The sequence below is a fragment of the Pseudomonas sp. BMW13 genome (assembly GCF_013357275.1).
Lineage (GTDB): Bacteria > Pseudomonadota > Gammaproteobacteria > Pseudomonadales > Pseudomonadaceae > Aquipseudomonas > Aquipseudomonas khazarica.
Genome location: NZ_SUKD01000009.1, coordinates 1 through 19,217, shown reverse-complemented (window position 1 = coordinate 19,217; position 19,217 = coordinate 1). Strand labels below are relative to the sequence as shown.

Here is a 19,217-nt window from a genome sequence, read left to right as displayed (position 1 = left end):
TTCACCACCGATGTAGTTGCCGTAGCGCGGCTTGAGGGTGACGACGGCGCCTGCTGTACCCGGTTTCGCGTAAATCATGATGCTGACCTCTCTTGTTGTCGGAGCCCGCTCCCGGTAGTTGGAACGAGTCATGGTTCGATCTTAGGAAGCCCCCCGGAACCTCGGTATGCGCCCATGGCACAGATCGCCTAGTCATTTGGTAGTAGAGCGGCAAGCTCTCTGGCATGGGCCTTTGGCAGCGAGGCGCGAGACTGCGGAAGCTAAAGGCTAGACCCGTTCGCTGCGTCTTGCGTTCCCGCAGGCGAAAATTCGCCCGTGGCATTTCGCAGCAGCCTGGTGCGCTTGGCGCGCCCCCGGAAACGCCGATGGCCGGACAGGGTCCGGCCATCGGCTTCGAGTTGTCAGGAAATCCGGAGCAGCCAGCGATCAGCCCCCTCTCCCGGCAATGAGCGAGGGGGCCGATGAGCTGGCCGCCCGGCGATCAGTGCTTGGCCACCAGCTCCTTCGGCAGCTTGAAGGTCCACAGCATGCCGCCCTGATTCAGGTGCTTGATGCGCTTGGCCACCTCGCCCCCCCACAGCGGCACCGCACCGCCCCAGCCGGACAGCACGGAGACGTACTGCTCGCCATCCATCTCCCAGGTCACCGGCGAGCCGATCACCCCGGAGCCGGTCTGGAATTCCCAGACCTTCTCACCGGTCCTGGCATTGAAGGCCTGCAGGTAGCCTTCCGGGTTGCCGGTGAACACCAGGTTGCCCTTGGTGGTCAGCACCCCGCCCCACAGCGGCGCGTAGTTGGTCTGGCGCCAGACCTCCTTGCCGCTCTTCGGATCGATGGCGCGCAGCACGCCGATATAGTCCTCGTTGAGCGGCTTGATGGTGAAACCGGCACCGAGATAGGCCGCGCCCTTCTTGTAGGCGATGTCCTCGTTCCAGATGTCCATGCCCCACTCGTTGGACGGCACGTAGAACAGCCCGGTGTCACGGTTGTAGGCCATGGGCATCCAGTTCTTCGCGCCGAGGAAGGCCGGCGCCGAGAACACGCTGCTGCCCTTTTCCTTGGCGCTCGGCGAGCCCGGACGATTGCTGTCGTCGTAGATCGGCCGGCCATTCTTGTCCAGGCCCTTGGCCCAGGTGATCTTGTCGACGAAGGGGAAACCACGGATGAACTTGCCGTTGGTGCGGTCGAGCACGTAGAAGAAGCCGTTGCGGTCCGCCGTGGCCGCGGCCTTCACGGTCTTGCCGCCATCCTGGTAGTCGAAGGAGATCAGCTCGTTGACGCCGTCGAAGTCCCAGCCGTCGTGCGGAGTGGTCTGGAAGTGCCACTGGATGGTGCCGTCGTCCGGGTTCAGCGCCAGGCGCGAGGAGGAATACAGGTTGTCGCCCGGACGCAGGTGCGAGTTCCAGGGCGCCGGGTTGCCAGTGCCGAAGAACAGCAGGTTGGTGTCGGCGTCGTAGTAGCCGCCGAGCCACGGCGCGGCGCCGCCGGTCTTCCACAGGTCGCCCGGCCAGGTCTTGCCGGCCTCGCCGCCGCTGATGCCGTTCTCCACCGCCTTGCCGTCCTTGTAGACGTAGCCCATGTGGCCTTCGACGGTCGGACGGCTCCACAGCACCTGGCCGTTCTTCGGGTCGTAGGCCTCGATCTTGCCGACCACGCCGAATTCGCCACCGGACACGCCGGTGATCAGCTTGCCGTTGACCACCAGCGGCGCGGCGGTGATCGAGTAACCGGCCTTGTGGTCGGCCACGCGCTTGCTCCAGACCACCTTGCCGGTGTCCTTGTTCAGGGCGATCAGCTTGGCGTCCAGGGTACCGAAGATCACCAGGTCGTCGTACAGCGCCACGCCACGGTTGATCACGTCGCAGCACGGGCGGATGTCGTCCGGCAGACGCGCCTCGTACTGCCACAGCTCACGGCCCGTGCGCGCATCGACGGCGAACACCCGCGAGTAGGACGCGGTGACGTACATCACGCCGTCCTTGATCATCGGCTGCGCCTGCTGGCCACGCTGCTTCTCGCCGCCGAAGGACATGGTCCACACCGGGCGCAGCTCCTTGACGTTCTGCTCGTTGAGGATGTTCAGCGGGCTGTAGCGCTGACCCTGCAGGCCGAGGCCATTGGTGACGATCTCGTCGGTGGTGGTGGCGTCCTTGAGAATCTCGGCGTCGGTGACCGCCAGCGCGGCGGCGGACGGCATCAGCATCGCTGCACACAGCGCGGTGAGGAGGAAGGGCTGGCGAAGACCGGTACGTTTCATTGCGGCTACCTCTGCGGGTTCATTGTTATTGCCGGGAAATTTTCCCGGTCTGCCGCAAATTCTTGGCCCGACCCGGCGCCCCAACAATTGCACCCCCAGCCGATTTTCCTCGTTCCTTGGTAGCAATACCTGCATCGGCGCGATTGCAGTGGTAATCGCTTTGCCCGACACTTGGCCGCCCCGCACCCATCGACCGGAGACACCCGTGCCCCATCCACGCCAGGAAATTCTCGATCATCCCGATGCGCTGGACTGCACGGTCTATCGCCCCGACGAGCAGGACCCGGATGCCGAAGAGCAGGACCTGGGCGACGGCAAGGTCCTGCTCACCGGCTCCTTCGAGCCACCGACCGACTGGGATGCTCACCAGCGCGAGGACTACTTCGGCGAGGAAGACCCACTGCACTTCGTCACCGCCCATATCGAGTGCCTGGCCAAGCCGGCCACCAAGGCCTTCTTCATGGTCGAGAGTGGCGACTACGTCGCCGTGCAGGTCAGTCTCAGCGAAGTGGTGATGTACTACGTCTACGACCACGAAGAAACCGAGCACGGCCGTCACTACGTACTGATTCGCGACGACGAAGAGCTCTGATTGCTGATCGGCGGCGACGCCCTGGCGCGCGGGTCGCGGCTGAAGCCCCTCCCACAGAGGCAACCTGTGGCCCTGGTCAGATCGGCCCGTAGCCCGGATGTAATCCGGGAAACCATACCCACGCCCCCGGATTTCATCCGGGCTACCACTGACCGTGGGAGGCACTTCAGCGGCGACGCTCTGGTGCGCGGGTCGCGGCTGAAGCCCCTCCCACAGAGGCAGCCTATGGCCCTGACCAGATCGGCCCGTAGCCCGGATGAAATCCGGGAAACCATGCCCACGCCCCGGATTTCATCCGGGCTACCTGACCGTGGGAGGCGCTTCAGCGGCGACGCCCTGGCGCGTGAATCGCGGCTAAAGCCGCTCCTACAAGGGCAACCTGTGACCTGGATCAGATCGGCCCGTAGCCCGGATGTAATCCGGGAAACCGTGTCCACACTCCCGGATTTCATCCGGGCTACGATGCGGGTAAGCGCGGCGCGCGGCGCCGTTACTCCTGGCGATCCACCCGGCCCATGGCATTGCGCTCGTAGCGCGGATAGAGGTGGCTGACACTGCGGATCAGCTCGTAGCGGCTCAGGCTGACCCCGGCGAAGCGCTCGGGGATCGGCGCACGTATCAGCTCGTTCATCTCCGCGCCCTGCTCCGCCCCCTGGCGCAGCACGCCATCGAGCCACCCCAGGTAATCACGCATCTGCACGAAAGGCGCCGCATCCGTGGCCAGCGGCCCGTGACCAGGCACGATCTGCCTCCAGGGCAAGGCTTCGAGGCGGTCCAGGTCGGCCAGCCATACGTCCAGCCCAGGGCTGTTCGGCGTGGTCAGCGCCCGCTGGTAGAACAGCAGATCGCCGGCAAACAGCACGCCGCTGCGCTCATCGAGAATCGCCAGATCGGCGCCGGTGTGCCCGCGCAGCGCCAGCAGGCGCAGACGCCGCCCGCCAATCTCCAGCTCACCTTCCTCCAGCGCCTCGCTGGGCAACACCACCTCGGTACCCCGCATCCAGTCACCGACCAGGCGATACATGTTCTCCGCCATGGCGTCGCCCTGTTCGGCCAGCAGGCGGGTGGTACCCGGCAACGCGGCGATGGGCACGTCGCTGAAGGCCTGGTTGCCCAGCACGTGATCCGGGTGGTGATGAGTGAGCAGCACGCGCAGCAGCGGCTTGCCGGTCACCTGTTCGATACGCTGGCGCAACGCCTCGCCGTAGCGACGCGAGGGCCCGGTATCGATCACCACCACACCAGCGGCGGTCTCGATGAAGCCGACGTTGACGATGTTGCCGCCATTCTCCGCGGCGAAGTTGTCGGTGCTGCCCTCCACCAGCCAGACGCCCTCGGCGATCTGTCGCGGCTGCATCTGATAGTCGAGCGCCTGCGCCAGGCCGGCGAGCAGACAGGTCAGCAGTAGTATCCAGCGCATGGAAGCCCCCTGGAGGGCACCTCAGGAACCACCTGCGGTTCTGGACGTGCCCCAAAATGGTTGTGCATGTGGCAAGCCGCCGTGCTCAGAACGCCGCCTGGAACTCGTTGCCGTTGTTGTCGCGCAGCCACAGTTCGGCAGGCTGGTCACCGCGCAGGTCGAAGGTCAGCGTCGGGTTCTCGCTGACCGCCGGAAACAACTCGAGGCGCCCCAGCACCTGGCCATCGGCGCTGCGCAGTTCGGCCTGTTCGATGTAGAACTCGGGGATGCCGCCGACCAGGCCGTTATCCATCGGGTGCGAGACCTGCAGACGCAGGCGGCTGTCGTCGCCACGCACGAAGCGCTTGCCCAGCACCTGGCCGAGGCGCTCCTCCCAGCCGGCTTCGGCACGCACCACGCTAGGCGCCGTGCAGCCCCCGCCAGCGGCTTCGATACGGGCCGAGCCGACATGCCAGACGCCATCCTCGGTGAGCACCGCCGCGCGGATCGGCGTGGCCTGCTCGACGCGGATACGAATGGCCAGGCTCGGTTCCAGTTGCTTGCCGGGGCTGAAGTCGAGAATGCGCGGGATCGGGTTGAGTTCGGCCCAGGCCAGGATGCGCCTGACCTTGCCGCGGTAGGCGCTGGCGTCGATACGGATCGGCACCTGGCGGGCATCCTCGGCGAACGGCGGCACCTCGAGGCGTATCCGCTCGTCGAAGACGAAGGGCTGCCCATCGAGCAGGCGCTGATGGTAGTAGTCCCACATCACCGAGGTGACCGGATCGGGCGCAGCCGCCCGCACCTCCCAGGCCCAGGCGAACAGGGCCAGCATCACCAGGCTACGCCAATCCATCGTCCACCTCCGCCCGTTATTGATATTGTTCAGGCTTCTCGTAGCGCAGGCCGTAGTGCGCATACAGGCGCTCGACCGAGCCATCGAGAATCAGCTTCTCCAGTTGCTCTTCCAGGGCATAGGCCAGCTGCCGGTTGCTCTCATGCACCGCCATGCCGACGTCCCAGATCTGCCGTCCCATGTCCGGGTAGGCGTTGTCGGCCCGCACCAGTTGCGCATCGCCCGCCTCATGCAGCAGCCAGTCCACCTCACCACGCAGGGCCATCACCGCATCCACCTCGCCAGTGCGCATGGCGGCGAACGCCAGGCTCGGCGACGGATAGTGACGCGCCTGCGAGCGCAGCAGGCCATCGCGCACCGAGCTGAGGTAGAACGACGGCACACTGTCCACTTCCACGCCCACGGGATGGTTCTGCAGCGCATTGATGCTCGGCACCTCGGCCAGGCGGCGTCGGTCGTAGGCAAGCTGCCAGCGTTCGCGCTGATAGTGACCGAACATCACCACGCGCTCGTTGACCAGCTCACCCAGCTCGTTGCGCAGCTGCGCGAACTCGCGGTCATAGGGCACGCGCATCATCAGGTCGGCCAGTTGCCCCTGCGCGGTGACCCGGCCACGCCAGATGTAATCGCGCAGGTCGTCGTCGAGCTTTTCCCCTGGCGGCGCCCAGATCACCTGCAGCTTCAGGCCCAGGCCCTCGGCCAATGCCTTGACCAGCTCGAAGTCGACGCCACGTGGCTGGCCGTCCTGCTCGAAGCTGTAGGGCGGAAAGTTCTGGTACAGCGCGACCCGCAGCACGCCCTCCTCCTGAATGCGGTCGTAGTCGCGCACCTGCGCCTGGGCCGCCCCCAGTGACAGCAGCAGGCCGCACAGGAGGATCAGCTGGCGCACACCCACTGCGATCATGCCGGCATCGCCGCGTGCATGAGTGAGTCGCGCCGCAGCGCGCGAGGCCGAGTGCAGGAGATCGATCATCCGCCTCTCACTCCTCGACGTGCACGCTCTCCAGGTAGCTGCGCACCGCCCACAGCGCCTCCTGGCTGAGGTAGTCGGCCATCTTCGGCATGTACACGCGGCCATCGCGCACCGCACCGTTGATCACGCGCTCCTTGAACCACTCGTCACCCGTGGCACCCAGCTCCAGCAGACGCAGGTCCGGGGCGATGCCACCGGACTTGGCCTCCAGGCCATGGCACGCGGCGCAGTTCTGGTTGTACGCCGAGGAGCCGATCTCGATCGCCCGCGGGTTATCGCGATAAGGGTTTTCCTCCAGCCATTCCTCACCCAGCGGCTCCAGTCCGTCGGTATTGACCGCCTGCGGGACCACATCGCCATGCGCCCAGAGGTTGGTCGATGCGGCGAGCAACAGCAGCGCCAGGGTGGAGTGGATCTTCTTGTTCATGGCTAGGACCTCATCTAATGCACGCAAGACAGCCCGTTCAGAGCTCGTGGCGACCATCTTAGAAAGGCCGCGCAGAGCATCGAATGCTGCTTTGGTGGTCGCGTCCTAGTCCCTTGGTAGTAGGGCTTGGGTGGGGGTTCTGCCAGTGCCTTGGCAGCAAGGCCAAGTCATGTGCCGGCCGGGAAATCCTCCCGGCAAAGGCGGGAGTTTTTCCGTAGGCGCGCAGGTGGCCGGGTTCCACCATCGGCTTGCCTCTGCAGGGCATCTCCAGAACCGCATTCTTGCGGTGCCACTGCGGCGACCTACCACCTCAAATGGGAAGCACAACGATGACAACAACAAACCTACCCAGCACCCCACGCCCCCTGGCGCTTGCCCTGATGCTGGCGGGTGGCCTGGCGCTGAGCCAGGCTGCACTGGCCAAGCCGGTCACCTGGGACGACATCGCCAACGACCACAGCACCACCAGCAATGTGCTGCAGTACGGCATGGGCACCAACGCCCAGCGCTGGAGCCCGCTGGCCCGGGTGAACGCCGACAACGTGTTCAAGCTGACCCCGGCCTGGAGCTACTCCTTCGGTGACGAGAAGCAGCGCGGCCAGGAGTCCCAGGCCATCATCCACGACGGCGTGGTCTACGTGACCGGCTCCTACTCGCGGGTATTCGCCCTGGACGCCAAGACCGGCAAGCGCCTGTGGACCTACAGCCACCGCCTGCCCGACGACATCCGCCCGTGCTGCGACGTGGTCAACCGTGGCGCCGCCATCTATGGCGACAAGATCTACTTCGGCACCCTCGACGCGCGCGTCGTGGCACTGAACAAGGACACCGGCAAGGTGGTGTGGAACAAGAAGTTCGGCGATCACTCCGCCGGCTACACCATGACCGGCGCCCCGACCCTCGTGAAGGACCAGAAGACCGGCAAGGTACTGCTGATCCACGGCAGCTCCGGTGACGAATTCGGCGTGGTCGGCCGCCTGTTCGCCCGCGACCCCGACAGCGGCGAGGAAGTCTGGATGCGCCCGTTCGTCGAAGGCCACATGGGCCGTCTCAATGGCCAGGACAGCACCCCGACCGGCGACGTGAAAGCCCCCAGCTGGCCGGATGACCCCAACCACCCGACCGGCAAGAAGGCAGCCTGGAGCCAGGGTGGCGGCGCGCCGTGGCAGAGCGCCAGTTTCGATGCCGAAACCAACACCATCATCATCGGCGCCGGCAACCCGGCACCGTGGAACGGCTGGGCACGCACCAGCGACGGCGGCAACCCGCACGACTACGACAGCCTGTACACCTCCGGCCAGGTCGGCGTCGACCCCACCACCGGTGAGGTGAAGTGGTTCTACCAGCACACGCCGAACGATGCCTGGGACTTCTCCGGCAACAACGAACTGGTGCTGTTCGACTACAAGGACAAGAACGGCAAGGTCACCAAGGCCACCGCGCACGCCGACCGCAACGGCTTCTTCTACGTGGTCGACCGCGCCAACGGCAAGCTGAAGAACGCCTTCCCCTTCGTCGACAAGATCACCTGGGCCAGCCACATCGACCTGAAGACCGGGCGTCCGGTGGAGAACGAAGGCCAGCGTCCGCCCAAGCCGAAAGCCGGCGAAACCAAGGGTGCCGTGGTCGAGGTCTCGCCCCCCTTCCTCGGCGGCAAGAACTGGAACCCCATGGCCTACAGCCAGGACACCGGCCTGTTCTACGTACCGGCCAACCACTGGAAGGAGGACTACTGGGCCGAGGAAGCGCACTACAAGAAGGGCTCCGCCTACCTGGGCATGGGCTTCCGCATCAAGCGCCTGTACGACGATCACGTCGGCATCCTGCGCGCCATGAACCCGACCACCGGCAAGGTCGCCTGGGAACACAAGGAGCGCCTGCCGCTGTGGGCTGGCGTGCTCGCGACCAGGGGCAACCTGGTGTTCACCGGTACCGGCGACGGCTACTTCAAGGCCTTCGACGCCAAGAACGGCAAGGAGCTGTGGAAGTTCCAGGTCGGCACCGGGATCATCTCCCCGCCCATCACCTGGGAGCAGGACGGCGAGCAATACATCGGCGTGACTGCCGGCTACGGCGGCGCGGTTCCGCTGTGGGGTGGCGATATGGCCGAGCTGACCAAGCCGGTGGCCCAGGGCGGCTCCTTCTGGGTGTTCAAGCTGCCCAGCTGGGACAAGGCCAGCGCCCAACGCTGACGGCAACAGGCCTGGCGTCCTTCGCGGTGCGCCAGGCCCTTACTCGTAGGAGTGGCTGGGCCGCATTGCGATTCAGCGCCTTGCCTGGGGTTCGCTCCGCTCCACCCAGACTACGCACCAGGCGCACCGCCTGTGGGAGGGGCTTTAGCCGCAACCGCCTCCCCCATCAATTCACCCGAGGACTCGCCATGAACCACCTGCCCCTGCTCGTCCCAGCCCTGCTGCTGGTGCTCGGCAGCCACGCCATCGGCGCCGAGACCGACAACGACGGCGTGCCACTGATCAACGGCTGCCGCATCGAACCCGAGAGCAAATGCCCCAACGCCAACCTGCGCGGGGCCGACCTGCGCAACCTGGACATGCGCCACATGGATCTCTCCGGTGCCGACCTGTCCGGCGCGGACCTGCGCCACGTCAACCTCGACCTGGCCAATCTGGAGAAGGCCACGCTGCGCGGCGCCAACCTCAACCGCGCCAGCCTGCAGCAGAGCAACCTGCGCCTGGCCGACCTCTCCGGCGCCAGCCTGGTGGCCATCGGCGGCTGGGGCCTGTTCGCCCAGGCCGCGCAATTCGAAGGCGCCGACATGCGTGCCGCCAACCTGGAGTTCGCCCGTCTTTCCGGGGCCAAGCTGCACGACGTGCAACTGCAGGCGGCCAACCTGGAAATGACCTGGCTGAGCAAGGCCGACCTCAAGGGCGCGCACCTCGAAGATGCCAATTTGCAGGAAGTGAAGCTCGGCGGCTCCAACCTGGAGAATGCCAACCTCAGCGGCGCACGGGTGCGCTTCGGCAACTTCCAGGGCGCCAACATGCCGGGGTGCGTGGCCTGCCCGAAAGGCTGGGATTGAGGCATGACACGATGCGGCCCAAGGTGGACAAGCTTCGCGTTGTCCACCCTACGCAATGGGTAGGGTGGATGACGCTTTCTTCATCCAGCGCTGGCCAGGCTAGTTCCAGGCGACTCGCTGCTGGCCGAGCCAGCCCCGGACGGACGCGATCACCGCGTCGGTGCGGCTCTCGCCGGCGTCGTCCCTGAACTTGTGGTCGACATTCTCGACCAGCAGGAAATCGACGTTGCTCTTGCCCTCGCGCAGCTGCTCCGCCTGCTCGCGCGCCAGGCCAGGCGACACGCTTTCGTCGCGCTCCGCCTGGACGATCAGCAACGGCGCCTCGACCTGCTGCAAGGTGGCGCGCTGGTCGAGGCTGAACATGCTCTTCCACCAGCGAAAACCGTGGCCACTCATCCGCAGGTCCATCGTCTCGGCATTCATCACGCTGTCCCGGAACCCCAGGAACCCGGCCCTGGCCTCGTCGAGTGCCGCCGGGGGAAGCTCGCGAACCATGCTGTACAGAACGTCGTCGTGAAAGAACCGGCCACCCCCGTTGAGGGTCACCAGCGCGCTGACGTCCTCGCGCCGAGAAGCGACCAGCGCCGCCACCACCGCGCCTTCACTGCCCCCCAGCAGCACCAGCTGCTCATAGCCGTACTGCCCGGCCAGGGCGTCGATCACCTGCAGGTAGTCACGGGCTCTCTGCTCCGGCGAATCATGGCTGAAATACGACTCGGGGCAGTCGGGGCTGTCCCCCGCCGGGTTCCAGGCAGTCGCGCGGGTGAGCCCGTATTTCTCCACCGTCAGGACATCGGCCCCCTCGAGCAAGGTGGAGAACTGCTCGTTGATGACCGGGTTGTGCGCCACGCTGTTGCAGTCCGAGCCCTGCATCAGCACCAGCAAGGTCCGACTGCCGTTGCCATCCAGGTAGTAGGTGATGGATGAACCATCCTGGCGCGGCAACGCAGCGCTCCCGGCTGCAGAAGCGCCGCCGCTCGCCGCCAACGCCAGCATGCAGAGTGCGACAGGTATCCCTTTGTTCATGGCTATCTCCCTGATTGTCGAGCGCGCCTCGTGCCATATCGGCCGGACCGGGGCCTGCCGCGTTGCAGCAGACGAGGCCTGCTGAGTCTGCCGCGGAATCTACACCGGATCGCTGCCCCGTGCCGAGCCGATCGATTGCACGGGATTTCCGCTGGAGCGATCTCAGGCGCTCTCCATGCCCACCCGCACCACCCCACTGTCGATGGCCAGGTGCACCAGTTCGGCCTGCGAGCCGATCTGCAGCTTGTTCTTCACCAGGGTCTGATAGTTGGACAGGGTCTTGGCGCTGATGCACAGCTTCTCGGCGATCTGCCGAGGCGGCAGGCCACGGGCGAGCATGACGAAGATCTCGAACTCGCGCTGGGTCAGCTCGCGCAGGCGCGGGTCGGTCCCGCCTGCGCTGGCCGGGTTGCAGGCCAGCTGGGTGGCCAGTTGCTGCTCGATGTAGGCGTGGCCGGCGGCGGTGCGCCGGACCGCCTCCACCAGCACGTCCGGCGACGAGTTCTTGGTCAGATAGCCGATGGCGCCGGCATCCAGCGCCTGGCGCACCAGGGGCAGCTCGTCATGCATGCTGAAGAACAGGACGCGCAGCTGCGGCAGGCGCTGGCGCAGGCGCCGGGTGGTTTCCAGGCCGCTGATGCCAGGCAGACCGATGTCCATGATCACCAGGTTCGGGATCTCCTCCTGCACGCGCTGCAAGGCCTGCTCGCCATCGCAGGCCTCGCGCAGCTGCACCTCCGGCAACAGGGCGCACAACAGGCTGGCGTAGCCCTGGCGCACCACGGCATGGTCGTCCACCAGCAGCACTTTCATCGCCTCGCCTCCAGGGGAATCTTCAGGCACACCGCCCAGCCTGCCTGCGGCCGGCTGTACAGGCGCAGTTCGGCACCGAGGCTGCGGCTGCGTTCACGCATCGAACGCAGGCCTATGCCGGGGCGCAATGGCAACGTGGTGCCACGGCCATCGTCGCGGACCAGCAGGCGCAAGCCCTGGCCGCGTCGTTGCAGGCGAATGCGCACTTCGCTGGCCTCGGCGTGCCGGGCGACGTTGGTCAGCGCCTCCTGCACCAGGCGATACAGATGCGCCTTGCTCGCCAGCGGCAGGCTGGGCAGGTGCGCCCCCAGCATCAACCGGCAGCGGATGCCGTGCGCCTGCTGCCAGTCGACGGCCAGTTGCTGCAGCGCCACGCCAAGTTCCATGCGTTCCAGCACCACCGGATAGAGATCGCGGATCAGGCTGCGAAAGCCCTGCTGCAGGCGCTCGCAGTTGCCGTCCAGCAGGCGCGCGGTGTCCTGCACCTGCAAGGGCCGGTCGGCAACCACCTTGAGCAGGCAGGCCTGGGCGCGGATCCCGCTGAGGTACTGGCCCAGGTCATCGTGCAGGGTCTGGCCGAGACGGGCGCGCTCGCGCTCCTGCAACTCCAGCAGCGCCTGGGTCAGCTCGGCGTTGTCCGCCTGGACCTGCTGCAGGGTGGTCGCCATGTCGTTGAAGTGCCCGGCCAGACGCTGCGCCTCGGCCATGCCGTGGCTCTGCAGGCGGGTGTCGAAATGGCCGGCACCGACCTCTCGCAGGCCGGTGAACAGCTCGTCCAGTACGCGCAGGCCACGGCGCACGGCGAAGCGGATGCTGAGCAGGCAGAGGATCAGGGCGAAGCTGCTGAGCAGCAGCAGTTGCAGCAGCGAATCGTAGATTTCCTCGATCTCGTCATAGGGATCGAGGGCGATACGCAGCCGGCGCCCATCGGCCAGCGGCCAGCTGTCGGCCAGCAGCAGTGCCGAGCCCAGCAGGCGCTCGGCGATCCAGTGCTCGACCAGGTTCTCGCTCTGCTGCCTGGGCCGCTCGCCGGGCTGCAGCCAGCTCACGCGGATATGCCGCAGGTTCTCGGTCAGCTCGGGGCGCAGGCTGTCGGGGTTGCTGCGCGCCACCTCGCCCAGGTACTCCAGCACCGCCTCGGCGGCCTGCAGCTCGCGCTGCACGTCATGACTGGCCTGACGCAGCAGCAGCGCCAGGCCGGCCAGGGTCACCAGCATGAACAGCAGGCTGACGCACAGGTTGATGCGGCCGAGCGCGGTCATCTACTTGATCACGAAATGCCCGAGCATGCCCTTGCCTTCCAGGCCCTTGGCATAGAAGCGGAACTTGCCCGGTTTGACCGGCACGAAGAAGATCTCCGCCTCGCCGGCGTCCTCGAACTCCAGCTCGGTCAGGGTCACCGCCTTGACCTCGACGCCACCGGCCTCGACCTTGCGCAGGTAGATGGACGTGGCGAACTCCGGTGCCTGGAAGGCGTATTCCTTCTGCCCGTTGGAGACGATCCGCAGCTGGTAGGCCTGGCCCGTCTCCAGCTGGTATTCGTTCTGCGACATGAAGTAGTCGCTGTCATCGTTGCCCAGCACCAGGTCAGGCAGCGCCACCGGGCGGCGGGTCAGATCACCGGCGGCGTGCAGCTGGTCGACACCGAGCAGGCTGATGATCAGCAGCAGGGGCAGCAGCAGGGCTTTGAAGGTTCGCATGGCAGGCACCGTTATTGTTATGGGTCGTTGCCCGCCATGCTAAGAAGCAATGGCCCGCACCGTTCTACTACCTTGGTAGCGGGCGCCTGCTACTTTGGCCAGGTTTCCCGCGCATGGCCGGTGCGGACTGGCGTGACGAACTACGACCTTCGTACGTGTACGTCGCTACCTTGGGCATATATCCCGCGACGGCGACGCTTCCTATGCTGGCGACATCCTCTGCCGGAGTCGCCCCATGCACCGCATCAGTTGCCGCCTGCTGTTCTGCCTCGCCGCCCTCTGCGGCTCGCTGAGCGCCGTCGCAGCGGACGCGCTGCAGGTGCGCATCGGCTACCTGGCGTACCAGCCTCCACGCGGCCCGTTGCTGTCCAACGTGATCCCCGAACCGAGCGATGCGGGGCGCCGTGGCGCCGAACTGGCGATCATCGACAGCAACAGCACCGGCCGCTTCCTCAAGCAGCACTTCGAACTGCAAAGCGCCGAGCTCGACACGGCGCAGGCGCTGCTCGCCACCGCCGAACAGCAGCACCAGGCCGGCATTCGCCTGTTCGTGGTCAACGCCCCCGCCGACACCCTGCGCCAGCTCAGCCAGCGCCTGCCGGACAGCCTGCTGCTCAATGCCGGCAGCGCCGATGACAGGCTGCGCCGCGAGCAATGTCTCGGCAATGTGCTGCACACCCTGCCCAGTCGCGCCATGCTCGCCGACGCCCTGGCGCAGTTTCTCGCCGTGCGCAAATGGACGCGCTGGCTGCTGGTGACCGGCAGCAGCGAAGACGACCTCGCCTACGCCGCTGCGCTCAGGCGCGCCGCCAAGCGCTTCGGCCACCGCATCGTCGCCGAGAAGCCGTGGAGCTTCGACAACGACCAGCGTCGCAGCGCCCAGGCCGACATGCCGCTGTTCACCCAGGCCACCGAGTACGACGTGGTGCTGGTGGCCGACGAGCGCGGCGACTTCGGCGAGTACCTGCCCTACAACACCTGGTACCCGCGCCCGGTGGCCGGCACCCAGGGGCTGACGCCGACCGCCTGGCACAAGACGGTGGAAACCTTCGGCGCCGCGCAGCTGCAGAAGCGCTTCGAGGCGCTGGCCGGGCGCTGGATGAACGACCGCGATTTCGCCGCCTGGATGGCCGTGCGCAGCATCGCCGCCGCCGTGACCAGGCTACGTGCCAGCGAGCCCGGGGCCATCCGCCGCCTGGCGCTGTCCGCCGAGCTGCCGCTGGACGGTTTCAAGGGACGCAAGCTGAGCTTCCGCCCGTGGAACGGCGAACTGCGCCAACCGATCCCGCTGGTACACCCCCGCGCGCTGGTCAGCACCTCGCCACAGGACGGTTTCCTGCACCCGAACAACGAGATGGACAGCCTCGGCTACGACCGCCCGGAAGTGAAGTGCGATCTGGCAGGCACGCCTCTGTAGGAGCCGGCTTGCCGGCGATCATCGCCAGGTATCGCCCGCAAGCGGGCTCCTACAGAAAAACAGAACACCTGTGGGAGGGGCTTCAACGGCGGCTGTCGCGGCTGAAGCCCCTCCCACAGAAGCAGGACTCCGCCAACAACTACAACAAGAGGATCACCCCCATGCGCCTGACCCGTCTCGCCTGCGCCGTCGCCTTCGGCCTGGCCTGCCACTCGGCCCTGGCCGCCACTGCCTACGTGTCCAACGAGAAGGACGACAGCATCAGCGTGATCGACCTGGACAGCCTGGAAGTCAGCGCCACGCTGAAGGTGGGCATGCGCCCGCGCGGCTTGCTGCTGTCCTCCGACAACAGGCTGCTGTACATCTGCGCCAGCGACTCGGATCGCGTGCAGGTGATGGACCTGGCCACGCGCAAGATCATCAAGGAGCTGCCCTCCGGCGCCGACCCCGAGCAGTTCGCCCTGCACCCCAACGACCGCTGGCTGTACATCTCCAACGAGGACGATGCGCTGGTCACCGTGGTCGACGCCCGGAGTGACGAGGTACTGGCGCAGATCGACGTGGGCGTGGAGCCCGAAGGCATGGCCGTCAGCCCGGACGGCAAGTGGGCGGTCAACACCAGCGAGACCACCAACATGCTGCACTGGATCGACACCAGCACCCAGCAACTGGTGGACAACACCCTGGTCGACCAGCGCCCGCGCCATGTCGAGTTCGACAAGGACGGCAAGCGCCTGTGGGCCTCGGCCGAGATCGGCGGCACGGTAACGGTGCTCGACGTGGACTCGCGCCAGGTGCTCAAGGTGCTCAACTTCGCCATCAAGGGCGTGCACCCGGACAAGGTGCAGCCGGTCGGGGTCAAGCTCAGCGACGATGGCAAGTACGCCTTCATCGCCCTGGGCCCGGCCAATCACGTCGCGGTCGTGGATGCCAGAAGCTACGAGATTCTCGACTACCTGCTGGTGGGCCGGCGTGTCTGGCACCTGGAGTTCACGCCGGACCAGAAGCGCTTGCTGACCACCAATGGCGTCAGTGGCGATGTCTCGGTGATCGACGTCGACAGCCTCAAGGTGACCAGGTCGATCAAGGTCGGCCGTTATCCCTGGGGCGTGGTGGTGACACCATGACGGCCCTGGCGGTGGAGGCGCTCGGCTTCGCCTACGGCGCCCGCCGTGCGCTCGACGAGCTGACCTTCGAACTGGCGCCCGGCCGCTTCGGCGCCCTGCTCGGCCCCAACGGCGCCGGCAAATCCACGCTGATCGCCCTGCTCACCCGCCTGTACGACCTGCAACAGGGCGATATCCGCATCTTCGGCCACAGCCTGCGCCACGCCCCGCGCCAGGCGCTGCGCCAGCTGGGCGTGGTGTTCCAGCAGAGCACGCTGGACCTCGACCTCTCGGTGCAGCAGAACCTCGCCTACCACGCCGCCCTGCACGGCATGCCGCGACGCGAGGCACAGACGCGCATCGAAGAGGAGCTGCTGCGCCAGGATCTCGGCGAACGCCGCCACGACAAGGTACGCACCCTCAATGGCGGCCATCGGCGCCGGGTGGAGATCGCCCGTGCCCTGCTCCATCAGCCGCGCCTGTTGCTGCTCGACGAGGCCAGCGCCGGGCTCGACCCGGCCAGCCGCCTGGCGCTGGGCAGGCACGTGCGCAACCTGTGCCGCGAACAGGGCCTGTGCGTGCTGTGGACGACCCATCTGCTCGACGAGGTCGAGCCATCCGACGACTTGCTGATCCTCCATCACGGCCAGCGCGTGGCCTGGGGCAAGGCCGGCCAGCTGGGCGATGACCTGGCCATCAGCTTCGCCCGCCTGACCGGCGATGAAGCCCTCGGCCGTGGCCATGTGCGCGAGGCGCTGCGGCCGAACCTGGATCCCCAGGCCCGCAGGAGCGGCTTCAGCCGCGAACATTCCACCGAGGAGCCGCAAGCATGAGCGCCTACTGGCAATGCCTGCGCGGCATCGTGCTGCGCGAATGGCTGCGTTTCGTCCTGCAGCGCTCGCGTTTTCTCAGCGCCCTGGTGCGTCCGCTGCTCTGGCTGCTGGTGTTCGCCGCCGGCTTTCGTGCGGCGCTGGGCATCGCCATCATCGAGCCCTACGACACCTACATCACCTACGACACCTACATCGTGCCGGGCCTGGCCTGCATGATCCTGCTGTTCAACGGCATGCAGGGGTCGCTGTCGATGGTCTACGACCGCGAAATGGGCAGCATGCGCGTGCTGCTCACCAGCCCGCTGCCACGCGCCTTCCTGCTGGTGGCCAAGCTGCTGGCCACGGCGCTGATCTCGCTGCTGCAGGTGTACGCCTTCCTCGCCATCGCCTGGGTCTACGGCGTGCAACCACCGGCCTGGGGCCTGCTCGCCGCCCTGCCGGCGCTGCTGCTGGTGGCGCTGCTGCTCAGCGCGCTGGGGCTGTTGCTGTCCAATGGCATACGCCAGCTGGAGAACTTCGCCGGGGTGATGAACTTCGTCATCTTCCCCATGTTCTTCCTGTCGTCCGCGCTCTACCCACTGTGGAAGATGCGCGAGTCCAGCGAGTGGCTGTACTGGCTGTGCGCGTTCAACCCCTTCACTCACGCCGTGGAGCTGGTGCGCAACGCCCTGTACCTGCGCCTGCAGGTGGAGGCACTGCTGATCTGCATCGGCCTGAGCCTGGTGCTGACGCTGCTCGCCGTGCTCACCTTCAACCCGCAGCATGCCGCCCTGCGCAAGGCCGGCTGAAACGGCGCGCCAGCCCGAGCGGTTGGCGCCTGCCACGGGCAGTCGGCCGCCGCTCCGCCAGGCCTTTCTACTACTTTGGTACTGGTTTTCCTCTCCAACGTAGAATTCCCAAGCCTGCGACCATGGCCTGTAATACCGGGACAACTATAAGTAGAGGCCTTGCCATGAAGTACCGTCTGCCTTTGCGTGCAGGCCTGATGCTTGCCTCGCTGCTGCTGGTCTGCCTGGTGCAGTCCGACGAGCTGTTCGACGCAGACGGCTACCGCAGCGCGCAGTACCGCAGCCCCACGCCGGAACAGCTGCAAGGCGTGCAGACGCTCGACACCCCCGCCCTGCAGCGGCTGCTGGCCGAGCAACCACGAACCACGCTGATCGACGTCTATCGACGCCCCTGGTTGCAGGGTCGTTTCATCGAGGATGCGCCCCACGCCAACCTCCCCGGCAGCCTGTGGCTGGCCAATGCCGGCGATGGCAACCTCGCGCCCCAGTGGCAGCGCTACTTCGCCCACTACCTGGAGCAGGCCAGCGGCGGCGACCAGCAGCACCCGCTGGCGTTCTACTGCCGCTCCGACTGCTGGCTGAGCTGGAACGCCGCGCGCCGGGCCCATGCCCTGGGCTACCGCCAGCTCTACTGGTACCGTGACGGCATCGACGCCTGGGAGCAGGCCGGCCTGCCCCTGGTGCCGGCGCAACCTGCCGAACTGCCTGCTGCTTTCCTCACGCCCACCGCCACCCCATAATCACAACAACGAGGTGCAAGGCCATGTACAAGATTCTGATTGCCGACGACCATCCGCTGTTTCGTGAAGCCATCCATAACGTCATCGCCGACGGTTTTCCCGGTAGCGAGATCATGGAAACCGCCGACCTGGACAGCGCTCTGGAGCTGACCCAGAACCACGACGACCTGGACCTGATCCTGCTCGACCTGAACATGCCCGGCATGCACGGCCTGGGCGGGCTGATGAACCTGCGCAACGAGGCGCCGACCATTCCGGTGGTGATCGTATCCGCCGAACAGGACAAGCAGATCGTGCTGCAGGCCATCACCTATGGTGCGGTGGGTTTCATCACCAAGTCCTCGCCACGGGCGCAGATGACCGACGCCATCGCGCAGATTCTCGACGGCAACGTCTACCTGCCGCCGGACATCATCCGCTCGCAGAAGAGCGGCAGCTCGCGTCCGCATCACGACAACCACAGCATCCCGCCGGAACTGTTGCAGGCCCTGACGCGCAAGCAGCTGCTGGTGCTCGAGCGCATGACCAAGGGCGAGTCGAACAAGCAGATCGCCTACAGCCTGGACATCGCCGAGACCACGGTGAAGGCGCATGTCTCGGCCATCCTGCGCAAGCTGGGCGTGCACAACCGGGTGCAGGCGATTCTCTCGGCCGGCGACATCGACTTCGCCTCCTACCTGCGACGCTAGCGCCAGCGTCATCCGCTTGTGCTAAAACGGCGGCCTCATTCACGGGAGTCCGCCATGCTGATCCGCCCCTTTCAACCGAGCGACGAAGCCGCCGTCGTCGACCTCTGGCAACGCTGCGACCTGACTCGCCCCTGGAACGATCCGTACAAGGACATCCAGCGCAAGCTGCAGGTGCAGCCCGAGCTGTTTCTGGTCGGCGAGATCGACGGCACCTTGGTGGCCTCGGCGATGGCCGGCTACGAAGGCCATCGTGGCTGGGTCAACTACCTGGCGGTCTGCCCGCAGCAGCGCCAGCGCGGCCTGGCGCGCCAGCTGATGGCCCATATCGAGACGCTGCTGCTGGCCATGGGCTGCCCCAAACTGAGCCTGCAGGTGCGCGACACCAACGCCGCCGCGCTGGCCTTCTACGAACGGCTTGGTTACCAGATCGATGCCTCGGTGAGCCTGGGCAAGCGCCTGATCGCGGATGATTGATCACACGCAGATCACGCTTCACCGATCCACCGCTGCGGTGGATGTAAAAGGCGACATCCACCCTACGGCTCTGCTTGTCGTAGGAGC

The 19,217-nt window shown here is 66.4% G+C and carries 20 protein-coding genes; 10 read left to right on the top strand and 10 right to left on the bottom strand.

The features are described 5' to 3' along the window. Together E4487_RS24500 and E4487_RS08145 are read right to left on the bottom strand one after the other, a co-directional pair. On the bottom strand, positions 1–78 hold a 78-nt coding region (locus tag E4487_RS24500; RefSeq protein WP_257229372.1), incomplete at its 3' end, for a hypothetical protein. 403 nt (positions 79–481) lie between these two features. Continuing rightward, positions 482–2,257 carry a methanol/ethanol family PQQ-dependent dehydrogenase gene (locus E4487_RS08145; RefSeq protein WP_134675608.1) on the bottom strand — a complete coding sequence of 592 codons (1,776 nt, stop codon included), beginning with the start codon at positions 2,255–2,257 and terminating at the stop codon, positions 482–484. 205 nt (positions 2,258–2,462) lie between these two features. Here E4487_RS08145 and E4487_RS08140 point away from each other — a divergent pair, with 205 nt between their 5' ends. After that, entirely contained in the window at positions 2,463–2,849 is a 387-nt protein-coding gene (locus E4487_RS08140; RefSeq protein WP_037057534.1) for a hypothetical protein, read from the top strand. A gap of 490 nt (positions 2,850–3,339) precedes the next feature. Here the strand turns inward: E4487_RS08140 and E4487_RS08135 are convergent, their stop codons facing one another. The 4 genes from E4487_RS08135 to pedF all read right to left on the bottom strand — a co-directional run bounded on the left by E4487_RS08135 (position 3,340) and on the right by pedF (position 6,504). Further along, positions 3,340–4,269, bottom strand: coding sequence for a quinoprotein relay system zinc metallohydrolase 1 (locus E4487_RS08135; protein WP_175253106.1), 930 nt, complete (start codon positions 4,267–4,269; stop codon positions 3,340–3,342). 85 nt (positions 4,270–4,354) lie between these two features. Then, a complete protein-coding gene (locus E4487_RS08130; protein WP_175253105.1) occupies positions 4,355–5,104 on the bottom strand; it encodes a quinoprotein dehydrogenase-associated SoxYZ-like carrier in 750 nt (249 codons plus the stop codon). Positions 5,105–5,120: 16 nt separating this feature from the next. Further along, complete coding sequence (locus E4487_RS08125) at positions 5,121–5,993, bottom strand: transporter substrate-binding domain-containing protein (protein ID WP_175253108.1); 873 nt, start codon at positions 5,991–5,993, stop codon at positions 5,121–5,123. A gap of 91 nt (positions 5,994–6,084) precedes the next feature. Then, a complete protein-coding gene (gene pedF / locus E4487_RS08120) occupies positions 6,085–6,504 on the bottom strand; it encodes a cytochrome c-550 PedF (protein WP_175253104.1) in 420 nt (139 codons plus the stop codon). A 329-nt stretch (positions 6,505–6,833) separates the two neighbouring features. Between pedF and exaA the strand changes: the two genes are divergently transcribed. After that, positions 6,834–8,696, top strand: coding sequence for a quinoprotein ethanol dehydrogenase (gene exaA / locus E4487_RS08115; RefSeq protein ID WP_175253103.1), 1,863 nt, complete (start codon positions 6,834–6,836; stop codon positions 8,694–8,696). Positions 8,697–8,884: 188 nt separating this feature from the next. Continuing rightward, complete coding sequence (locus tag E4487_RS08110; RefSeq protein ID WP_175253102.1) at positions 8,885–9,544, top strand: pentapeptide repeat-containing protein; 660 nt, start codon at positions 8,885–8,887, stop codon at positions 9,542–9,544. 99 nt (positions 9,545–9,643) lie between these two features. On the opposite strand, the gene E4487_RS08105 is transcribed toward E4487_RS08110, so the two are convergent. The 4 genes from E4487_RS08105 to E4487_RS08090 form a co-directional block, all read right to left on the bottom strand. Beyond that, positions 9,644–10,570 carry an alpha/beta fold hydrolase gene (locus tag E4487_RS08105; RefSeq protein ID WP_218952883.1) on the bottom strand — a complete coding sequence of 309 codons (927 nt, stop codon included), beginning with the start codon at positions 10,568–10,570 and terminating at the stop codon, positions 9,644–9,646. Positions 10,571–10,732: 162 nt separating this feature from the next. Then, positions 10,733–11,383, bottom strand: coding sequence for a response regulator transcription factor (locus E4487_RS08100; RefSeq protein ID WP_175253101.1), 651 nt, complete (start codon positions 11,381–11,383; stop codon positions 10,733–10,735). Continuing rightward, positions 11,380–12,645: a sensor histidine kinase gene (locus tag E4487_RS08095; RefSeq protein WP_150605623.1), complete on the bottom strand. Its 1,266-nt coding sequence runs from the start codon at positions 12,643–12,645 to the stop codon at positions 11,380–11,382. Before E4487_RS08095 ends, E4487_RS08100 begins: the two co-directional genes overlap by 4 nt. Continuing rightward, positions 12,646–13,083 carry a copper-binding protein gene (locus E4487_RS08090; RefSeq protein ID WP_037057201.1) on the bottom strand — a complete coding sequence of 146 codons (438 nt, stop codon included), beginning with the start codon at positions 13,081–13,083 and terminating at the stop codon, positions 12,646–12,648. 235 nt (positions 13,084–13,318) lie between these two features. On the opposite strand from E4487_RS08090, the gene E4487_RS08085 reads away from it, so the two are divergent. The 7 genes from E4487_RS08085 to E4487_RS08055 all read left to right on the top strand — a co-directional run bounded on the left by E4487_RS08085 (position 13,319) and on the right by E4487_RS08055 (position 19,130). Further along, entirely contained in the window at positions 13,319–14,500 is a 1,182-nt protein-coding gene (locus E4487_RS08085) for an ABC transporter substrate-binding protein (RefSeq protein WP_134675600.1), read from the top strand. A 161-nt stretch (positions 14,501–14,661) separates the two neighbouring features. Continuing rightward, positions 14,662–15,627, top strand: a complete 966-nt coding sequence (locus E4487_RS08080; protein ID WP_175253100.1) for a YVTN family beta-propeller repeat protein — start codon at positions 14,662–14,664, stop codon at positions 15,625–15,627. After that, positions 15,624–16,439, top strand: a complete 816-nt coding sequence (locus E4487_RS08075) for an ABC transporter ATP-binding protein (RefSeq protein ID WP_175253099.1) — start codon at positions 15,624–15,626, stop codon at positions 16,437–16,439. The genes E4487_RS08080 and E4487_RS08075 overlap by 4 nt, the downstream gene beginning before the upstream one ends. Then, positions 16,436–17,227 (top strand): ABC transporter permease, encoded by a 792-nt coding sequence (locus tag E4487_RS08070; protein WP_047589417.1) that lies wholly within the window; start codon positions 16,436–16,438, stop codon positions 17,225–17,227. The genes E4487_RS08075 and E4487_RS08070 overlap by 4 nt, the downstream gene beginning before the upstream one ends. Before the next feature lie 164 nt (positions 17,228–17,391). Next, positions 17,392–17,967, top strand: coding sequence for a PQQ-dependent catabolism-associated CXXCW motif protein (locus E4487_RS08065; RefSeq protein ID WP_175253098.1), 576 nt, complete (start codon positions 17,392–17,394; stop codon positions 17,965–17,967). Between the two features lie 23 nt (positions 17,968–17,990). Further along, on the top strand, positions 17,991–18,656 hold the full coding sequence (locus tag E4487_RS08060; RefSeq protein ID WP_037057181.1) for a response regulator transcription factor: 666 nt from the start codon (positions 17,991–17,993) through the stop codon (positions 18,654–18,656). Positions 18,657–18,710: 54 nt separating this feature from the next. Then, positions 18,711–19,130, top strand: coding sequence for a GNAT family acetyltransferase (locus E4487_RS08055; protein WP_134675595.1), 420 nt, complete (start codon positions 18,711–18,713; stop codon positions 19,128–19,130). Positions 19,131–19,217: the final 87 nt, after the last annotated feature.